Annotated in this window: 14 protein-coding genes, 1 pseudogene and 1 riboswitch; of the genes and pseudogenes, 8 read left to right on the top strand and 7 right to left on the bottom strand. The window is 38.0% G+C overall.

Annotation, left to right across the window (positions count from 1 at the left end; translation table 11 throughout):
• Positions 1–3: 3 nt before the first annotated feature.
• Positions 4–1,251: a BTB/POZ domain-containing protein gene (locus tag OM33_RS11825; RefSeq protein ID WP_038641963.1), complete on the bottom strand. Its 1,248-nt coding sequence runs from the start codon at positions 1,249–1,251 to the stop codon at positions 4–6.
• Positions 1,252–1,445: 194 nt separating this feature from the next.
• On the opposite strand from OM33_RS11825, the gene nhaD reads away from it, so the two are divergent.
• Entirely contained in the window at positions 1,446–2,699 is a 1,254-nt protein-coding gene (gene nhaD / locus OM33_RS11820) for a sodium:proton antiporter NhaD (protein WP_038641961.1), read from the top strand.
• Between the two features lie 84 nt (positions 2,700–2,783).
• Positions 2,784–2,957, top strand: a riboswitch (Lysine riboswitch).
• A gap of 130 nt (positions 2,958–3,087) precedes the next feature.
• Positions 3,088–4,374, top strand: coding sequence for a lysine-sensitive aspartokinase 3 (lysC, locus tag OM33_RS11815; RefSeq protein WP_234402738.1), 1,287 nt, complete (start codon positions 3,088–3,090; stop codon positions 4,372–4,374).
• Here lysC and OM33_RS11810 read toward each other — a convergent pair.
• Positions 4,324–5,109, bottom strand: coding sequence for a 4'-phosphopantetheinyl transferase family protein (locus tag OM33_RS11810; protein WP_052140992.1), 786 nt, complete (start codon positions 5,107–5,109; stop codon positions 4,324–4,326). The two genes, lysC and OM33_RS11810, sit on opposite strands and share 51 nt — an antisense overlap.
• A 106-nt stretch (positions 5,110–5,215) precedes the next feature.
• Here OM33_RS11810 and OM33_RS11805 point away from each other — a divergent pair, with 106 nt between their 5' ends.
• On the top strand, positions 5,216–6,538 hold the full coding sequence (locus tag OM33_RS11805; protein WP_038641957.1) for a sodium-dependent transporter: 1,323 nt from the start codon (positions 5,216–5,218) through the stop codon (positions 6,536–6,538).
• Positions 6,539–6,581: 43 nt separating this feature from the next.
• Here the strand turns inward: OM33_RS11805 and OM33_RS11800 are convergent, their stop codons facing one another.
• Positions 6,582–7,571 (bottom strand): 2-hydroxyacid dehydrogenase, encoded by a 990-nt coding sequence (locus tag OM33_RS11800; protein WP_038641955.1) that lies wholly within the window; start codon positions 7,569–7,571, stop codon positions 6,582–6,584.
• Between the two features lie 93 nt (positions 7,572–7,664).
• Between OM33_RS11800 and OM33_RS11795 the strand changes: the two are divergent.
• Positions 7,665–8,054: pseudogene (locus OM33_RS11795) on the top strand (NAD(P)-dependent oxidoreductase); the annotation flags it as partial.
• Between the two features lie 188 nt (positions 8,055–8,242).
• On the opposite strand, the gene OM33_RS11790 reads toward OM33_RS11795, so the two are convergent.
• Positions 8,243–9,304, bottom strand: a complete 1,062-nt coding sequence (locus OM33_RS11790; protein ID WP_038641954.1) for a hypothetical protein — start codon at positions 9,302–9,304, stop codon at positions 8,243–8,245.
• A gap of 181 nt (positions 9,305–9,485) precedes the next feature.
• Here OM33_RS11790 and OM33_RS11785 point away from each other — a divergent pair, with 181 nt between their 5' ends.
• From OM33_RS11785 to OM33_RS11770, 4 genes are read left to right on the top strand one after another with little or no spacing between them, the layout of a single operon-like run.
• Positions 9,486–11,555 carry a hypothetical protein gene (locus tag OM33_RS11785; protein ID WP_038641952.1) on the top strand — a complete coding sequence of 690 codons (2,070 nt, stop codon included), beginning with the start codon at positions 9,486–9,488 and terminating at the stop codon, positions 11,553–11,555.
• Between the two features lie 25 nt (positions 11,556–11,580).
• Complete coding sequence (locus tag OM33_RS11780) at positions 11,581–13,755, top strand: site-specific integrase (protein ID WP_038641950.1); 2,175 nt, start codon at positions 11,581–11,583, stop codon at positions 13,753–13,755.
• Positions 13,756–14,280, top strand: coding sequence for a hypothetical protein (locus tag OM33_RS11775; protein ID WP_038641948.1), 525 nt, complete (start codon positions 13,756–13,758; stop codon positions 14,278–14,280). It abuts the gene before it with no gap.
• The gene (locus OM33_RS11770) at positions 14,255–15,664 is read left to right on the top strand and encodes a tyrosine-type recombinase/integrase (RefSeq protein ID WP_038641945.1); all 1,410 of its coding nucleotides are present in this window, start codon (positions 14,255–14,257) and stop codon (positions 15,662–15,664) included. The genes OM33_RS11775 and OM33_RS11770 overlap by 26 nt, the downstream gene beginning before the upstream one ends.
• A 164-nt stretch (positions 15,665–15,828) precedes the next feature.
• On the opposite strand, the gene OM33_RS11765 is transcribed toward OM33_RS11770, so the two are convergent.
• The 3 genes from OM33_RS11765 to OM33_RS11755 all read right to left on the bottom strand — a co-directional run bounded on the left by OM33_RS11765 (position 15,829) and on the right by OM33_RS11755 (position 18,414).
• Positions 15,829–16,218, bottom strand: a complete 390-nt coding sequence (locus tag OM33_RS11765) for an antitoxin Xre-like helix-turn-helix domain-containing protein (protein ID WP_052140991.1) — start codon at positions 16,216–16,218, stop codon at positions 15,829–15,831.
• Positions 16,219–16,268: 50 nt separating this feature from the next.
• On the bottom strand, positions 16,269–16,880 hold the full coding sequence (locus OM33_RS11760) for a hypothetical protein (RefSeq protein ID WP_038641943.1): 612 nt from the start codon (positions 16,878–16,880) through the stop codon (positions 16,269–16,271).
• Positions 16,881–17,004: 124 nt separating this feature from the next.
• A complete protein-coding gene (locus tag OM33_RS11755) occupies positions 17,005–18,414 on the bottom strand; it encodes a DEAD/DEAH box helicase (RefSeq protein ID WP_038641941.1) in 1,410 nt (469 codons plus the stop codon).
• Between the last annotated feature and the right edge of the window lies 1 nt (position 18,415).

Below are 18,415 nucleotides of genomic sequence, written 5' to 3'. Positions count from 1 at the left end.
AAATTAATCCGATGAAACTGAACGTGCGAGATACGGCTTGAGCGTAAGTTGTTTATTGCCATTTTGAATGGTTACTTGCTCGCCGTGTGAAATAGCGAGCGTGTTATCGCTTGCTAGCTTTTGGTAAAGGTATAACAACTCGTCAGTTTCTAATTCATCATAGGTGGTCGTTAAGAAATCCATAATAGACGCTTTTTTGCTGCGTTTAGCTTGGGTAAAGCGTTGTTTTACTTGATTGTAATCAGGAATATTAGGTGCAGTGTACTGATTTACCGCGCTGATATCTGGTAATTCGTACTCGTCGTGTTCAAATTCAGCAAGCTCAGCCATATACGCAGTGATTTGGTTATTAGACCCAAGCGACAATCGCTGCGCCTCTGAGCTAAAGTACGGCATAAATTCGCCAAGGATTTTATCCACCCCTTGTTTACGAATAAGCGCAAGTACCTCTGAGGTCTGTTTGGTTAGTTGCGTATTGCGGCGCAATTCTTCACGCAGTGGCAATAATACATCGGCACTTTTGGTGAGAGACTGCTGACCAATAAGGTACATATCTAAAATACGGCTGCGTAGTTGCTCTAGCTGGCGTTTCTCATGTTTAAATTTGCCAAGGGTGGTAAAGTGCAAAATTAAGTCACTCAGTGAGGCTTCAATTTGCTCAAAACACAATTTAAACTCGCCGCCAATATCCACCATATTGAGCATTGGCTCAATGTATTCATCAAATGCTTCAATGACTGCTTTATAGCGTTTTGCCAGCGTTAAATTAGAATCGTTAGATTTAGCTTGTTCGACAAGGTTAAAAATAGCGTTTTGATTATGTTGGAATAATTTAACAATTTTACGCACGCGCTCATCCATAATGCGGGCATTTCGTTTAATTTCCATTTCGTCATCGTTAAAGCCAGCGTTTGATAAACGCTGGTTTAAGCGGGCTAAATCATCTACCAAAACATGAATTTCACCAACGAGGCCTAGACTTTCTTCTTGCAATAAAAATTGCGAAAAATCGGCAATTGCTCGGTTAATCTCAAGTTGAGACGATTTAGCAAGTGGAATAATAATCTCTAACTGGATTAGCTTGTTTATTTGTTTAAATACGGCTTCAGATGAAAGCTTGGGGTCTAATATTTTTAGCAAGCTTTGGGCATCTTGGAAGCTAAAATCACTGAAGTCGAAACGTTTAATTAAGGCTTCTATCAATGACCAATTGTCCACTAAAGTGGTCAAAATTCTTTTCGGTGGGATCATAATTATCCACGTTAACTTGATATTTATCTTAAAAGTAAATTTTATTTAAAAATATTGTGTAATTAGTCTAAAACTGGAGTGGTTTTAGGTAATCTACAGTGCTACACTTCGCGCCGCTCAACTGCCCATAAAATGCCGCAGGTTGGGTGTTCGTTCAAATTTTTAACTCAACTCTAGCAGGTTAAAATAACAAGATGGTGTCAGGTGTTATTCTCGCGCTGATAGCAATCGCTTTTGTGCTGATTGTTATTGAGGACATTATCCATGTAAACAAAGCCAAAACAACGCTATTTTTTGGAACTTTGTGTTGGATTATCCTCTTTATTTCTCCTCTACATGGGCAAAGCCCAGAATCTGTTCAAAAAGAACTCGATCATAATATTTTAGAAATTGCGACCTTGTGGTTGTTTTTGATGGCAGCGATGACCTTTGTTGCTTATTTAAACTCCAAAGGGTTTATTCAAAGCTTGGTGCATAGAGTATTGCCAAGTGAAATGAGTGAGCGCAATTTAATGTATTTAATCGGCGCATTTGCATTTTTCTTCTCGTCTATTTCTGACAACATCACCGCCACATTGATATCACTGGCGGTTGTGATGTCACTTAAGCTTGATGCTAAAAAGCTCATTAAATATGCCACGCTTATTGTATTTGCAGTGAACTCGGGTGGGGTATCGCTTATTACGGGTGATGTGACGACTTTAATGATCTTCCTTGCTGATAAAGTCACCATTGCTAACTTGTTATTATTAGTTGCCCCCGCGGCTTTGTCGGTTTTTATTTTAGCTGCGATGCTCAGCATGGGCATGAAAGGCACCATTACCTTTGAAAAAGTCGAACTACGTCGTATTGAAAAAACCGACATCACCATTGCCTGTATTTTTGTTTCGACCATTATTGCCACGTTGATGTTTAGTGTTTGGTATAAGATCCCACCTTTGTTGACCTTTTTATGTGGGTTGTCGATGATGTTCTTGGTGGCGCAGTTTTTAATGCGTAAGAAAGACGTAAACAAAAAAATCATCGACTATGTACGTGAAATTGAGTACGACACCTTATTGTTCTTTGTGGGTGTATTACTGCTTGTTGGCGCGATGAAAGAAATTGGCATATTGAATCAATTTACGCACCTTTATGAAGTGCTTGCACCTGAGTATGCCAATTACTTTATGGGTATTTTGTCAGCGGCCGTTGATAACGTACCGCTTACCGCAGCACTTTTAAAAGCTGACATTGTTATGGATACCCGTCAGTGGTTAACCTTCACCTATGCAACAGGTGTGGGTGGCTCGATGCTAATTATCGGTTCTGCTGCTGGCATTATTGCAATGAGCAAAATTAAAGAACTAACCTTTGTAAGCTACTTGCGCATGTTTTTGTATTTGTTAGTTGCCTACACGATTGGTTATTCTTCATCGTATCTGGTCGGCTGTTTATTTCTTAATTAATGATTGACAGCTAGACGTCTAAACGGTAAATTTCAAAAGCCTTCTTTTTAGAAGGCTTTTGTTTGTGCGCTGTAATTAGTTTGCAAACACAGAAGAGGTGCATTAACCAGGTAGTAGATTCGAGGGCACATTCCCGACGACGGTCTATCAGGGGGTTAACTGCCGAGGAGTAATCTGGATTTGTGGCCAGTTTGCTTCGGTTCTAGAAGTTGAATCTTCGGGACTGTCACCTGTTATAGGTGGAGAGCTTCTGGCAGAGACTATCCTGATGTAATCAATATCGTTCCTTGCCAAGTTCTCCTTATTAAGATTTAAAGGAGAGACTGTGTCTAATTCAAATATCAATGTAGCAAAATTTGGTGGTACTAGCGTTGCAGACTATGACGCTATGGTGCGCTGTGCTGAAATTGTACTTTCAAACCCTAATACTCGTTTAGTTGCGGTGAGTGCGAGTTCAGGTGTCACCAATCATTTAGTGAGCTTAGCAAACGACACTTTAAGTGAAGCAGAACGCCAAGCGCATATCGATGCCGTGGTGGCAATTCAGCACAACATCACTGAAAAACTGACATTAGATGCGGATATCACAGATGGCTTTTTAGCAACCCTTGAAGCATTTAAAGCACATGCACTGACTAGTGAGTTTGACGCCAGAGCAACGGATGAGTTGTTGAGCTTTGGCGAACGTTTATCTTCATATTTATTTACCCAAGTATTACGTAGCTTAGGCGCAACATCGTTACGTTTTGATGTGCGTGATGTGCTTGCAACAAACTCGCATTTTGGCAAAGCAGAACCCAATGTTGAACGTACTAGCGAATTAGCAGAATCGGCACTGTGTCCTTTGCTCGCTGATAATATTATCGTAACCCAAGGGTTTATCGGTGCAAATAGCCAAGGTGAAACAACGACATTAGGTCGCGGTGGCTCAGACTACAGTGCGGCACTGCTTGCAGAAGCGATTGATGCGAAAGCTGTTTATATTTGGACAGATGTTGTGGGTATTTTTAGTACAGATCCACGTTTATGTGTAAAAGCGGCGCCAATTGCCAAGTTGAGCTTTGATGAAGCGGCAGAAATGGCAACCTTTGGTGCAAAAGTACTTCACCCTGCAACTATATTACCTGCTAGTCGAAGCGGTATTAGTGTGTTTGTTGGTTCGAGCAGAGCACCTGAACAAGGCGGCACCTGGATTGAGAAAGAAAAGTCAGAACAAGCAGGCATTCGCGCCGTTACACAGCGTAAAAATCAGATTTTATTAACGGTAAAAAGCCCTGAAATGCTGCTTGCTAGCGGCTTTTTAGCCCGTGTGTTTACAATTTTAGCGAAATACAATATTTCGGTAGATTTGGTTACCACATCGGAAATCAGTGTGGCGTTAACCCTTGATAATGCGCCGAATGCATCTCGCCCGGAACTGGATCAAGCGTGCCTTGATGAACTCAGCGAGTTTTGTCATGTCACGGTTGAAAATAACTTAACGCTGGTGGCGTTAATTGGTTCCGAAATTCAATTACGTCATGGTGAATTAAACTTAATGGGCGTGCTGAGTGATTTTAACATTCGCTTAATTTGCCATGGCGCAAGTAAGCACAATTTATGCTTCTTAGTTGAACAAACGGAATCAGACAACGTGGTGCAAGCGATTCACAGCCGTTTGCTTGAAGCCTGTTAAATCAACGTTAAGGCAAACTTCAATAAGCGTTGGTGGCTGTTTGACAGAAACTGGCGCTGCCAATGAAAAATCAAAACCGTTTATTTGGCAACAATATGCAGCCAACTTGTTGTTTTCGTAACCTTTATATACATTAGGCGCTAATAGCTTGGCAATCGGCAGTGCGGTGGCTTTGGCGAGGGCCTCTTTTAAGGTCCAAATTCTGAAAAAAGTATCGGACATAGGCTTTGCAGTTTCAATTTCTCGAATTTCAGCTTCATGATAAAAGTGTTTGGCTAACTTTAGAAATGGGCGTTTTTCTGAAATAAATTCAAGATCAATACCGATACGCTCATATTCCATTGCTAAATAGACTGCTACCCAACCTTTCGAGTGACTTATCACAAGTGACAGTGGCAAAGTGTTGTTTTGATACTTAATTACCAAGCGGGCATTTGATTCATCAAAAAACGTTGTGAGCTCGGATGGCTCGAATGCATAAAACTGACAGGCAAGTTGTTTGATTAAATAACGTGAAGCCAAATACTCGCGCTTTGCAGTGTCAACCTTTCGCCTTTCTAACGTTGCAATTTCATCATTAGACAAAATGGAGGCGATGTTAATTTGTTCAATATTAAGGCCTTGGCTATTGGCTATAACTAAATTGATTGGTGACTTGGGCTTTTGCGCGTTAAAATGCGCGCGCTCAGGCGAGATGCCTGTTATTGGTGGTTTTTTGTTGTTAATCGTTTCCATACCCGATAGATTAGTCTTTTAGCCAAGCGTAGCCTTAATATTTGCTGCAGTATATCTTGCTTGGTTTTATAAGTCGTGGTGTAGATAATAAAAATAAGAGTTCAATATGGCACAAATTAGAGATGGCTTTCAAAGTCGCTTAGGGTTTGTCTTAGCGGCAGCAGGGGCAGCCGTAGGTTTAGGCAATATATGGGGGTTTCCAACACAAGCGGCAAATCACGGTGGTGGCGCCTTTTTATTGGTTTATTTCATTGTGATTTTTTTACTGGCTTTGCCTGCGCTTTTTACTGAGTTATACATTGGCCACAGTGCGCAAGCAAACCCTGTCAAAGCATTAGCACAGGCCTGTCAATCGACCAGCAAAAGGATGGGGGCAACTGCCGGGTATATTGGCTTAGCTGGAGCCATTGTAATGCTTAGCTTTTACAGCATAGTTGCAGGATGGATGTTAGCGTTTGCACTCGAGCCCATCGCCACTCTTTTAGGATTCACAGAGATTGCAAATTTTTTAAAGTCAGACTCACTGCTGCGTAATTTTATATTTACTCCACTGATGCTGATTTTAACTGCCAGTATTATTTTAAAAGGCGTTAAGTCAGGCATCGAGGTGTGGTCACGCCGTTTAATGCCGGTGTTATTAGTGTTATTGCTGGTACTGATTGCTTACATTGGCACACTTGAAGGTGCGAGCAATGGCTTTAAAGCCTACCTTGTACCTGACTTTAGCAAAGTCACTGACCCTGATTTAATCATTGCTGCCATGGGGCAGGCATTTTTCTCATTATCTTTGGGTGTAGGCTGTATGATGATCTATGGCTCTTACTTAAAGCGTGATGCCAATGTAGCAAAAATGTCGATTTCGGTTGCAATGCTTGATACCAGTGTGGCGTTTTTAGCTGGCTTACTGATTATTCCAGCACTTTATGTAGCACAAGCGCAGGGTGTTGAGATTATGCAAGGGGGTAAGTTGATTGGTGAAGGGCAGCTAATTTTCGCCGTGCTACCTCAACTGTTTGCTACCTTAGGTGCCTTTGGTTTAGCCGTGGCGTGCGTGTTTTTTGTTTTAATGTCGATAGCCTCGCTTACCTCAACCATTTCATCGACTGAAATTCCGGTTTCATTTTTAGTTGAAAATCATGGTTTTGATAGAAAACCAGCGACTTGGTTGGTGACCGCCATAGTAGGCATCTGTTCAAGTGTGATTATTGTTAACTTTGATTGGTTATTTGGCCTCGTTATTACGGTGTTTACACAGTATCAACTGCCGTTAATGGGGTTATTTTATTTTGTGGTTGTAGGCTGGCTTTGGAAGCGTGGCAATCAGTTACACGAATCAAACAAACTTGGTTACAGGGTGCTTGCAAACTATATCCGTTTTATTTGCCCAATTTTAATGTTAGCGGTATTTGCTAATGTAGCCTTGAAATAGCACTTATTGGATTGAATAGAAAGCGCGTAAACACGCGCTTTTTTTATTTAACTTCATTGGTAAGCGGTGAGTTGGCAATAAATTCATCCACGTTGTTTAATGTAGTGGCAACGATTTCACTTACCGCTTCTTTAGTAAAAAAGCCTTGATGCCCGGTGATCAGTACATTAGGAAAGGTGAGTAAGCGTTGAAATATATCGTCATCGATAATTTCACAACTCATGTCTTTAAAAAACAGCTCAGATTCTTGCTCGTATACATCGAGCGCTAAATAACCCAGCTTTCGCGATTTAAGCGCGTTAATACAGGCTTGAGTATCGATGAGTGCACCACGACTCGTATTCACCAGCATTACACCTGGTTTCATTTGTTCAAGTGCTTGTTCATTAATGATATGCAAGGTGTCGTTAGTGAGCGGACAATGCAGCGCAATAATGTCTGATTGTTGATAGAGTGTTTCGATGCTGACAGACTGCGCCAAATCACTTTCGGTAAATGGATCAAAATAGATCACGTTTGCACCAAAACCATTTAATATTTTGACAAACGCAGTACCAATTTTGCCAAGACCAATCACACCTACGGTTTTATTGTGCAAGTTAAAGCCAAGCAAACCATTTAAGTCAAAATTGTTTTCTTTTACCCGGTTATAAGCTTTATGGGTTTTACGAGATAAGGTTAAGATTAGCGCGAGGCAATGCTCTGCAACCGCTTCTGGGCTATAGGCGGGCACTCGAACTACTTTAATGCCGTGGTTTTTCGCCGCCTTTAAATCAACATTATTAAAACCAGCACAGCGAAGCGCAATGAGTTTGACGCCAAGTTGATGAAGGCGTTCAATCACATCTTCACTTAGCACATCGTTGACAAAGCAACAGATGCCATCAAAGCCTTCAGCGAGTTTTACCGAGGTTTCGTTTAATTGCTGCGAAAAGTACTCAGTTGTGATGTGTTTTGGTAATTGACTATCAAATGCAGTGATATCGTATTTTTGTGTACTGAAAAATGCGAGGCGAAATGGGGCTGTAGTCATATAGATATCCTTGGCGAAACGTAGGCCTATAATTCAATGTGTTAAATGATTATACTCAATCGCAGTTTTGTAAAGATTAAAAGTGAGTAAGTTATGTCGTTAAAAGTTGCGTTTATTGGTTTGGGTGTAATGGGCTACCCGATGGCAGGCCACCTTAAAAATGCGGGTTATGAAACCTGTGTTTATAACCGCACAATCTCAAAAGCGCAAAAGTGGGCCACTGAATATCATGGCAGCTTTGCTGAAACGCCAAAAGCGGCATCTGAAAACGCAGACTTTGTGTTTATTTGCGTTGGCAATGACGATGACTTACGTCAAGTTGTAACAGGCGACGAAGGTATACTGGCTGGATTAAAGCCGGGCGCTGTTATTGTGGATCACACCACAACCTCTGCTGAAGTAGCGAAAGAATTGGCGGAGCTTGCAAAGGCACAAGGTAATGATTTTATCGACGCACCCGTTTCAGGTGGGCAAGCCGGGGCATTTTGTTGAATGCAATTTGCTGTCAATATACAGGCTTTCAAAAGCTAGTACCTTGAATTGTATTGTTTTTTTAATTTAACCACGTTGTGATTTTGAGAGTTTTTCTTTGACAATTGTCAAAATAATCACCTTTTACAGATATTCAAATTTATACGCTTTCCTTAAGTGCAAACTAGTTAATGCTGATTTTATTTCGAAAGTGTGTTAACCTCTGAAATTAGCCAGCGTAGACCATTACTGCTATCCGCTAGCTCATATTCTTGATGTTTTAATACCTTTCCCATTTCTTCAAATATTAGTTGTTTGTTACCTTTCTCAGATGTTGCAAAAATATGTTTGAGATTTTTAGGGGTAATATCTATACCGAGTTCAACGCAGCGTTTAATGTATTCACGATTTTTGTTAATCAAATCAAAATGCACAAAACCTGGCCTATTGAGGCTGTGGCAGAAATTTTTATCATAGATACTAACGTCAGCATTAAGTGCCCTGTATTTATTCACGAGAATATTTAGTATTTCTTTCTGGCTGTCTTTAAAGGCTGGAATTGCCAAGATCCATCCTGCAAGTTTTGTTATGGCTGAAGAGAGTTTAAAATCCCTTGCATGCAACGGCGAAGCTCTATGTATTGCTATTGCACAAGCAAGAGCTTCAATGTCACCTTCTTTCAACAACTGTTTACAGGTAAATTGGTTAACCCCTTTTATGTCTGACATACCATCATCGTCACATTTTAAAGCAATTGCTTGAAGTGATGGCCTAAGTGTTTTAAAGAATCTAAGCCAGTGTAGTTGCCTCTCTTTGAGGGTTTGCTCTTTTTCTTCTATCTCTTCAGCGTTCAATTGACAATTTTGTATTTTTTGATCGTCTGTTTTGTCTAGATAAAGGTCATCATATGAAATAATCCCATCTTCAAAATCAGTTTTATGTGGAGATAATGCCTCCCAAAGAGAGCTGTAGTATAAAGCTAACGAGTTTTCAGTATTCTCCATTTCACTTATTTGTTTAAGCGTACTTTCAGATATTGTATTTACGCCGTTGAATAGGCGATAAAATTTTTGCTTTCGCGGTATTGTCTTGTCCCGTCTTGGTTTATATTTCGTGGTTTCAAAAACTTTTTCAAATTGGTTAGCATTGCAAGGGATATTTTGTTCATCACAAAGACTGCGGCATAACGTTTTTGTGCGTATTATTTGTATTAGACATTTTTTAGGACGTCCCATTTTTTTAGGTATACGTTCATTAGTCATATAACTAAGCCTCGATAAAAAATCATAAAAGCCATCCAACTATCTGTATTTATTAAATAAGCATAAACAGTTTAGACCTCCAATTGTAGGACCGAAAGTCGTAAGCAATCCTCATACACAAACGTTGAACATCCAGCTATGTTTTTTTAATGGTTTTCATATTTTTTTAAGAACGAAGATTATGAGTGAAGATAATAATAACCCTTACATAGCTTCTGTTAATGACGGATTTTCAATTCGCCATCCTAACTTTGCATCTCTTTCTATTTGGGGGGAAACTGGCAAAAAGTTAGTTCTGGCATACAATGATTTCTTTTCTAGATACAACGGTTCATCACCTTACGGCATTGTGCGTACCGTGTTACTGCAAATGCCTGATTTTGCTCAGCAGTCGTTTGTTGATTTTAAAAGCGAAAAGTCAGTAACTGACTTTCTTTATGGCTTTCGAACACATATTTACACTACTTCAAACTTAAGAGCATCTCTACCAACTAGAAATAATTATTGGATGGCTTTTCGACGGTATATTGAATTTGCCATGCAAGAAAAGGTAATTGCCAAAGGGTTAATTCCCCCTGGAAATAAGAAGCTCAATAATCGAAATGTTACCAGAAAGAATCAATTAATTGAGAAATTGAACAGCGACGAACCTATTGATAATAAAACTATTATAAACATTAGTTTGTCTCGAACAGATGATGAGTATCTGGATGAATTAGAACAAGAGTTTCGCGCTGTAAAAAATGCATTCTTGAACGCAGCTTTGCGAGAGATAAATGAAATCAAAGAACAGTACTTAAAGGGGGAAAGGCTAGCTAATGAAGTAAGCTGGTCCAACCTAAGTACTAAGCTAATTAATGCTGATTTAAATGGAAAGCCATTTCATGATACAGACACTAATTGCAAACTGCATTTGTTTAGGCCCACTCATCCAAAATTTATACAAAACAGCTTGTGTTACATTTTGAATAAACACGACGGTCTATTCCTTGGATATGAAAATTGTGGCTTAGATTTGTCTCCAGATTTAGCTCTTCAATATTTAGCAACGAATGCGAACGTTATCAAAAATACTGAATGGGATGGGTATCTTGGTCGTGTCACGTCTCGGACTCTTGTTCCATTTTTTGTTTATCTTCTTGTAAAGTTCCCAAATTACAGAATGTACTCACTACTCAATGCAGAGATAGAAAGTGAGCCTGAATCTAGTACAACATTGACAAGTGTAGGCGAAGATAATGACGTATTGCGTTTTACAATTGATAAAGCACGAGCACATGAAGAGAAATCAGGTTATTTAGACAAAGAATCACAAGAAATACTAAATTTATTAATTGATTTGACAACCCCCTTTAGAAATAAATTGAAACACGATAATAACCCCAAATACAAGAAATTATGGTTAGTCGTGAATGGCGGAGATAGCTTCGGTGTTCCCAGACCAATGAATCACAAATCGCTTAGAAGAACATTTGGACTAAATGCTCGGCATATTAAGAGTGGAAAGCTAGCAAGAAATGATCTTGCAGTAGCTAATAATTCCTTCCTTGCGTCTCATAGTGCACTTAAAAACTATATTGATACAGCAACAATTAATAAACTTCCACCGATAGAAGGAATATTGACATGGTTCGATTCTCTGGGAGATTCAGCAAAGGCTGCTACTGTGCTTGGAAACACTAAAAAAGTCACAATGGATAGTTATATTCCTAAACCTATTCAGTATCTAATGAATGTCAGAATAATTCGGAGGTTTCAGAATTTAATAATTTGTGCTGCTACCGCAGGTAAAGACTATATGTTAGAAGCTGTGGACTTTAGCACAACAAAAGAGCTACATGCATTTCTTGCAGATATGTTATTAGGAGAACCTGAAGGAGCAAAAGATGCTCAACATACTCTTACAATAAAACAAATATTGAATCAAAAATTAAATATACATGGTAATAACGCCGAGCAGCTCGAAAAGTCTCTAGATTTATGCGGGAAAACAAAGCAAGTGAAAGTCTCTATTTCTATAGATTCTTTGGCAGCATTATTTCTTTATGAAGAGCATATTTTTGCTAATGATATAAGCTTGTCCCCCTCCCAAGATACCACTTGTCCAACCTTTTGGCGTGATTTGGCAAAAACACTGCATAGATTGTTACCAGAACATCCTTCGAATCGGGAACTTAGCTATATATATCATCAATCATTAATTAGGACTGATGAATTAAGAGATAAAGTTACTTTCCCTAAATTTAGTTAAAAATTGAAATAGAAGGGTGTTAACTATGTACGATGGTCAATTAGCGTTTTTAAATGAAGAACCGCCAAATGATGATACTAAACCAGATGCATACTGGCTGGAAGACTATTATGCTGATGTTTGGGTTCTGAAAGCAGGTCAAGAAAAGATTGAATTAAGTTGGGATTTTGTACTACCAGATGGAAGTAACATGGTAGATCTGAGTAATTCAATACTACTGGAAGCTTGTCGTCGTACATTATTCAACTTAAAGAATCCATACTACATAACTAGGGATGTGAGTTGTAAAAGAATTAAATATTATTATCACTCGATTGTTTGTGTAGCAGAGTGGGCAATTCTCAACAATGATTTATACAACACCAAAAGATATGGCTTTGCTAGACTTGACAGTGACGCTATTCGAGACTTAATTAGAATATTTGTCAATGACGGCAAAGATGGTTTGCAAGGACTAATTAAGCGAACACAAACTGGTTTAGAAAACTTGCTAGCCGACACTAAGACAATGGAGTATGTATCCAGAAATTTGCATTCAATCCCCAAAAATATAATTCGCTCAGACTGGGTTAATCTTAATTTAATCACATTTTCTATAGATGAATCTAGAATACTGAGAGCATGGTTATATCTCAATGGATTTTACCAAAAAGTTTACACACGTTCTTTCACTGAAGTTGACGATGACAGCGTTGCATATGTGTTAAATAAAAACTTTTTAAGTGCTTTCATCAAAACACGCAATAATCTAATAGGAAGTAAAACTAAGCTATTTTTACGGCAGTTTGAAATGGCGGAAGATTTTGAAATAGTGGATTTAGCTGGTAGGTATGAAACAATTGAACACCTTCCATCAGACTATTTAAGCCTCGAAGAGGCTGCTTTGGTTTCTGCAACTTTGGGCTCAAGTAGGCATATTACTGATTTACTCGATGTTTTTCGTACGTTATCCCCTTACATTAAAAGCTTACCTGACCAAAATGTATTGGAATCAATGAACTTTGCTGAAATAGCTGTCCACTTTGGAGCTAGAGGGGATAAGCATCATCGAACTACGCCACCTCAAATTGCATTACAATTAATTGATTCAAGCATTGGATATATTGTCAACTACGGCGATGCCATTGTAGATTTATTTCTAGATTGGAAAATGAGCTGGCGTGAGATTGAAGCGAATAATATAGGCCTTTGGAATAAACCTAAATATGAACTCAAAGAGAACTCATTTAAAGAGTTGGTTATTCCTGAACAATTAAAAGACTTAAACATCGTTAAAGAAATATCGATGTGGGGTAACGAAATTGGTTTTGAACGTAATGAGTTTGGTGGTCATCCCGGAGCTAGTATCTGCAGATCTCAAATGACACTAGATGATTCAGTAAGGTTTTTGTTTGCTTCAACATATTGCCTTGTAGCATCTTTATCTGCAAGAAGGAGAATGGAACTAGCTGAGTTAGAGTGTGGTTGTGTTAAAGGTTCGCATGGTTCTTATGAACTAGAATTTCATTTACGGAAGTCAGAATTTGAAGGTAAGCGCACCAAAATCAGGAGGCCAATACCCAACATTGTCGCTAAGGCTATATTCATATTGGAAAGACTTCATGAGGGGTTGAAGAATATTTATGATAAGTCAAATAAAGCCTTATTATTCTCAGTACCTTATAACGCCAAAGAGTATGAGAACAATAAACCATCAAATCATAGCATAGACCGGTATATCTTCAATTACTGTGACTATATCAATTTAGAGATGACAGCGTACAACAGAAGGTGGTATCCGAAATCACATGAATTTCGTAGATTCTTTGCAATAGTTTTTTTCTGGCAGTTTAAGTTTGCAAATTTAGCAGCAATTTCTTGGATGTTGGGCCATGTTGATATCGAACATACATACGCCTATATCAAAGAAATTACTGGAGGAAAAGAATTAACTAAGATTGAAGCAACATACTCTGCTAGTGCAATGCTTCAATCAAGTAAAGATGATGACAATGAGGACTCACTCAATATACTGCGGGACTTAGCTAAGCAGCACTTTCAATGTGATGAAATAGAAGTTATTGAAAAAATTGATCTGGAACTTTATCTCGAAGAATTACTTGAAGAAGGTATTTATACCGTTAGGCCTCACTCGTTTGTCACTGCTCAAAATGTAAAGCATAAAATGGTATTTGAGATTGTTTCAGAGAAGGAAGTCTAAATGAGTTTTGAATATTCTAAATCTGAAAGTATCAGAAATACGTACAAACTCTTAATACGTATTATTGAAGATCCCAATTCTGTGAAAGATCTGGATATTTCATGTTTCACAGATCAAAAACGATTTGCTCAGCTTAACTTACCAAAAGAAAAAATTATTCCAATGAGCCTAAATAGTTGGAAGACTTATGCAGATGAGATAATGCCTACTGGTTGGAAAGAACTAGATAAACTTAGAAAGAAAGCACTGCAGTCCATAATTAAAAGGAACGAACAAAAAGAATTATCTCGTGGCTCAAATAAAGACCTTAAGCGAAGACTAGATGAGACTAAATACCTAGCTCAATCATATCTAAATGAGATTTGCCGTTTTGCCGAGCAATATAAGCACCTCCTCGAGATTTGTCACATTCAAGCAAGAAATGATGCTGACTTCGCAGTTTTGTTTTCTAGACATTTGAAGCGATATGCTCACATCGATGCAACCCTGAGCGTTATCAATGGTAAAAAAACTAAAGATGAATAATAGGCAACTTTGGAAGAAAACAAGTAATGAATGCCAATTGGTCGATTTTAGTAACAAAAAGGGCTCTACACTTGTTAACGCGCCAAATATTCCAGTTATGTTTTGGCCTGATGGAAGTGTTTGTTGGCCAATAACAATATGGCTAATGGATCGGGCAAAAACTTATATAGCCAGAGCTAATTCAAAAGGACGGCGAAACTCAAATGGAGGAAGCTCGAATACGCATGCTAGTCTAATTTCGCATTTTGTTAGATTTGTACATAATTATCACAATAAAGATTTTACATCGTTGTACGATGATGACCTCAAGAGGTGGGCAAAAAACTTAAAAGATGAAGTTGACACTCGGAACCCTTACTCAAAAAGAAGAAAGAATACTCAAATCGGCACTATTATGAGAAGTGCATTAACGTTTTTGTTTTGGTATCAACGACACATGCTTTATCACGACAAACTTATTGGAGAGGATATTGGTAATCAAATCACTATTTCACATAACACTATAAAGACCAAAAGCAAAACGGGAAAAACCTCTCGTCAGAAATATATCCATCATAGACACATTCCGAACAACAACACTCCTAAAAAAATTTTCGCAATAGGTAATGAAAATATCACTAAGTTATATGAAGCATTACGAGAAACAACGGTAAATATTCAGGTTAGAAAGAGAAATGAATGTATTTTAAAATTACTTGAGGCTACAGGAGGACGGCGTGTAGAAGTTGCTGAACTAACAGTTGATGATATTGAATTGGCACTTACTACGGAGCGACTAATGCTGAGGACAGCGAAAAGCAACAATAATGAACGTGAAGTGCCTGTTGCGAAACAATGGATAGAACCAATTGCGCGATATATTAATACATTTAGGAAAAAGAAGGTAAATGAATTAATTAAAAATGGTAAAATCAGTGCCGACCCTAGATCGTTGTTCATCAACTTAAACAACGGATCGAAATTGTATGAAACCTACATTTCTAAGTTAGTGTCAGATCTCAGAAGAGCAGCGAATATCAATGAAAAAACATGTGCTCATATGTTTCGTCACAGGTTTATCACTATTCAAGTCGCAACCCGTTTAAAAGACTTCAGAAAAGGTGATTTACCAATAGATGTTTCTAACTCTATATTGACCAAAGTAGCTTCTTTGTCAGGTCATTCCAACCCCGAAAGTTTAAGACCTTATATTGATTTAGCTTTTGCTGAATTAGACGCATGGGATACTGCAGATAAGGTATTAGAAATGCGCTCTAAACTTGAAGGAGCATATCGAGAAATACAAATTATTAAAGGCGAGCTAGAAATAGATAAACTTTCTAAACAACAACTATTTTATAAAATAGACAGTCTTTTGGCGGAGCTTTTATCGGCAACTGTTTAGCTGTATTAGCTCAGATGTACTAGCTCAGACATGGCCTGTCAGGTTTGCTTTTAGAGCCTGTTGAAATTTATCAGTTTCATGGTGCGATTTTCAGCGTTTTTGGTTCTATTTATGGTTTGGTTTTCAACATGTAAGTTAGTTAAATGAAACTATCTTTAGATTTACTAGCGACCATAAACCAAATTTTCGATGTGCCGATAGGTGTCTCGCATATTTTCTATGCTGCCTTCAAGCAGCAAGTCAACAGGCCTTCTTCCATTAAATTCGCTGTTATAATTTTTTAGGAACATGAAGTTATCGATATTGACTTGATTGTTAAATATCAGTCGAATTAATTGGTAAATATTTAGAATGTAGCTCAGTCGTGTTTGTTGATCGCGTGAGAGACTAGCTTTCTCTGGTGTTTTTATATAGCGGCTAAGTGTGCTTCGAGGGATTGCCAATATGATGGACATTTGAGAGCGGCTACATGACCATGACTCAATGATTTTAATAACCACCCTTAACGCGGTTGGCGTAGCTTTTGATAACTTTTCTTTGTTTGGCTCTTTCAAATTGCACCTCTCAAATTTCATGAGCTTGTTTAATAGCAGATATTATTTATTCAATACAATGAATATTGCAGAAGTGTCTTTAAGTAAAGCCCATAAGCATGATCTACTTCAGTTTGACTTAAAGGCATAACACTATCCTTGTTAGTCAGTTTTCTATTTGTTGGCATCAAATAGTTAATCTGTTCGATTGAATAACCAAATAAAGATAATAGGTTTGATTGAATACACGAAATATCGGTTAACTCAAAGCAGTGTATTGCTAATTTTAGCCTGTTACTGAAATTTTGGTTTGTCTTACATATTTTGTGTTTTAGATCACAAAATGCTTTATTCAGAGCCATTGAATTAAAGCCGGAGTCAATGCAAAACTGCTCACCAGAAAATGTATGTTCAATATAGCTAGTACAAGGCTGCTTATATATGCCATCAGCATATTGGAAAAATACGTGTTGCTCTTTAGCCTCTAAGCTTTTCATTGAAAACAGCACATCAATGGGAGCAAAAATATCACAAGTCATTTGCAAAATTGTGTTGAGTACTACAAAGCTATTATCCTCTATATCAGGATGTTGTGCTAACAAGTTGCTGTTACTTAAAATGAGCAACCATACTCGAACTTTTTCGCTTAATTCGTCTTCAGACAAGAGTAAATGTACAGCCATTAGTTTTCATACCTATTTGATTTTGTATAACGCGACCGTACATGAAAACACTAATACCCCACAGAAGAATCGTTTGTCATCGATTAAATGTGATCGTTCATCGTAAGCTGGAATAATTTTATCGTTAACCTAATAGCTTTAACTCGATATCAAGCGCTTCCTGTTTATACTTCCCGAAAATATTTACCATGCTCTCATAGGTGGCAGAAAGCAGATTATCTTTATCATCATCTAAAGCATTAGTTTTATAACTGTTAGGCAGTGTTACGAGCTCTAAACTAGTTTTATGGTGTGAACTTTGTTTTTTCTTATTCTCTAACTTCGTGCTTTTGATGGCTTTAAAATTGGCACTAATTTTTTCAAAGTGAACAACACCAGCCTCTAAGGGAACGTCTTGAGAAATGCGATATGCATACTCTATAAGCTTAGGTTCGGCTGGCATATATAGGATTGCTTCCTGATTTGGTTCATTGGTCATACGTAAAATACGCCCAAGAATTTGTCTGAAATGCATTTCCGTTTTTATATTGGTTAGGTGACAACAAACCTGCAAACGTGGGATATTTGTTCCCTCACTTATCATTCCAACTGAGATCACCCACTTAGAACAACTATATCGATAGCTATGAATTATTTTTGTTGGTTCATCTTCTAAGTAAGTAACTATCGTTGCTTTTTCATCAAAGTGTTTGAACAATATTTTTGAAATTAGGTGAGCATGATCTACAGAAGAGGCAACAATAAGACCTCCCGCAGAAGGCGAACTTTTTCGTAATAGGTTTAGCTTTTGATTGGCTTGCTCGATTAAATGTATAATTAACGTTTCGTTGTATATGATCTCTAGATAAGGAAATACTGATTGAGTCAATAGCTCTTTGAAACTATTAAACGATTTTTCCCCATCGTGTTCTTGCAAAGATATATTGTCATTATCAATAGCTATTACCTTAGGAATACGACACACTTTATCTTTAATTGCGTCTGCTAGCCCATAAACGTAATCACATTGAACTTTATCTGTAATATCAGAGTATGTTGCAAGTACAATGGGAGAAGCATCTGAACGCCAAGGAGTACCAGTTAGTGCAATGGTAAACTTAGCGCTTCTCTGAATGTTCAAAATGATCTGTTCACCCCAGGCATTTGCATTTTCAACACTCGAACCAGAACAATGATGAATCTCATCAAAGATCACGAACACGCGGTATTTTTTAAATATACTCCAAAAGTCACTATCGAGATATTGCATACTCTGGTAAGTCAAAGACTGACCTTTTGAGCCCATTAACCCATCGAACTTTTCGCCAATTACTTCTTCAAGTGCTCTGCTAAAATCAACGCATACAACAGAGGAAGGTGAGAAGCACATAACAAGGTCACATAATTTGTTCTCAAGCATCTGCTTTGCAAGTGCTGATGCCATGATAGTTTTACCTGCTCCGGGTGTTGCTAAAGCTAAAAAGTGCTTTAAACCAGATTTATATTTTTGTAGAGCTAAACCAATACACTCAATCTGCCAATTTCTCAATTTCATG

It is taken from the genome of Pseudoalteromonas piratica (assembly GCF_000788395.1).
In the GTDB taxonomy this organism is placed as follows: Bacteria; Pseudomonadota; Gammaproteobacteria; order Enterobacterales; family Alteromonadaceae; genus Pseudoalteromonas; species Pseudoalteromonas piratica.
This window is presented reverse-complemented; position numbering and strand designations above follow the sequence as displayed.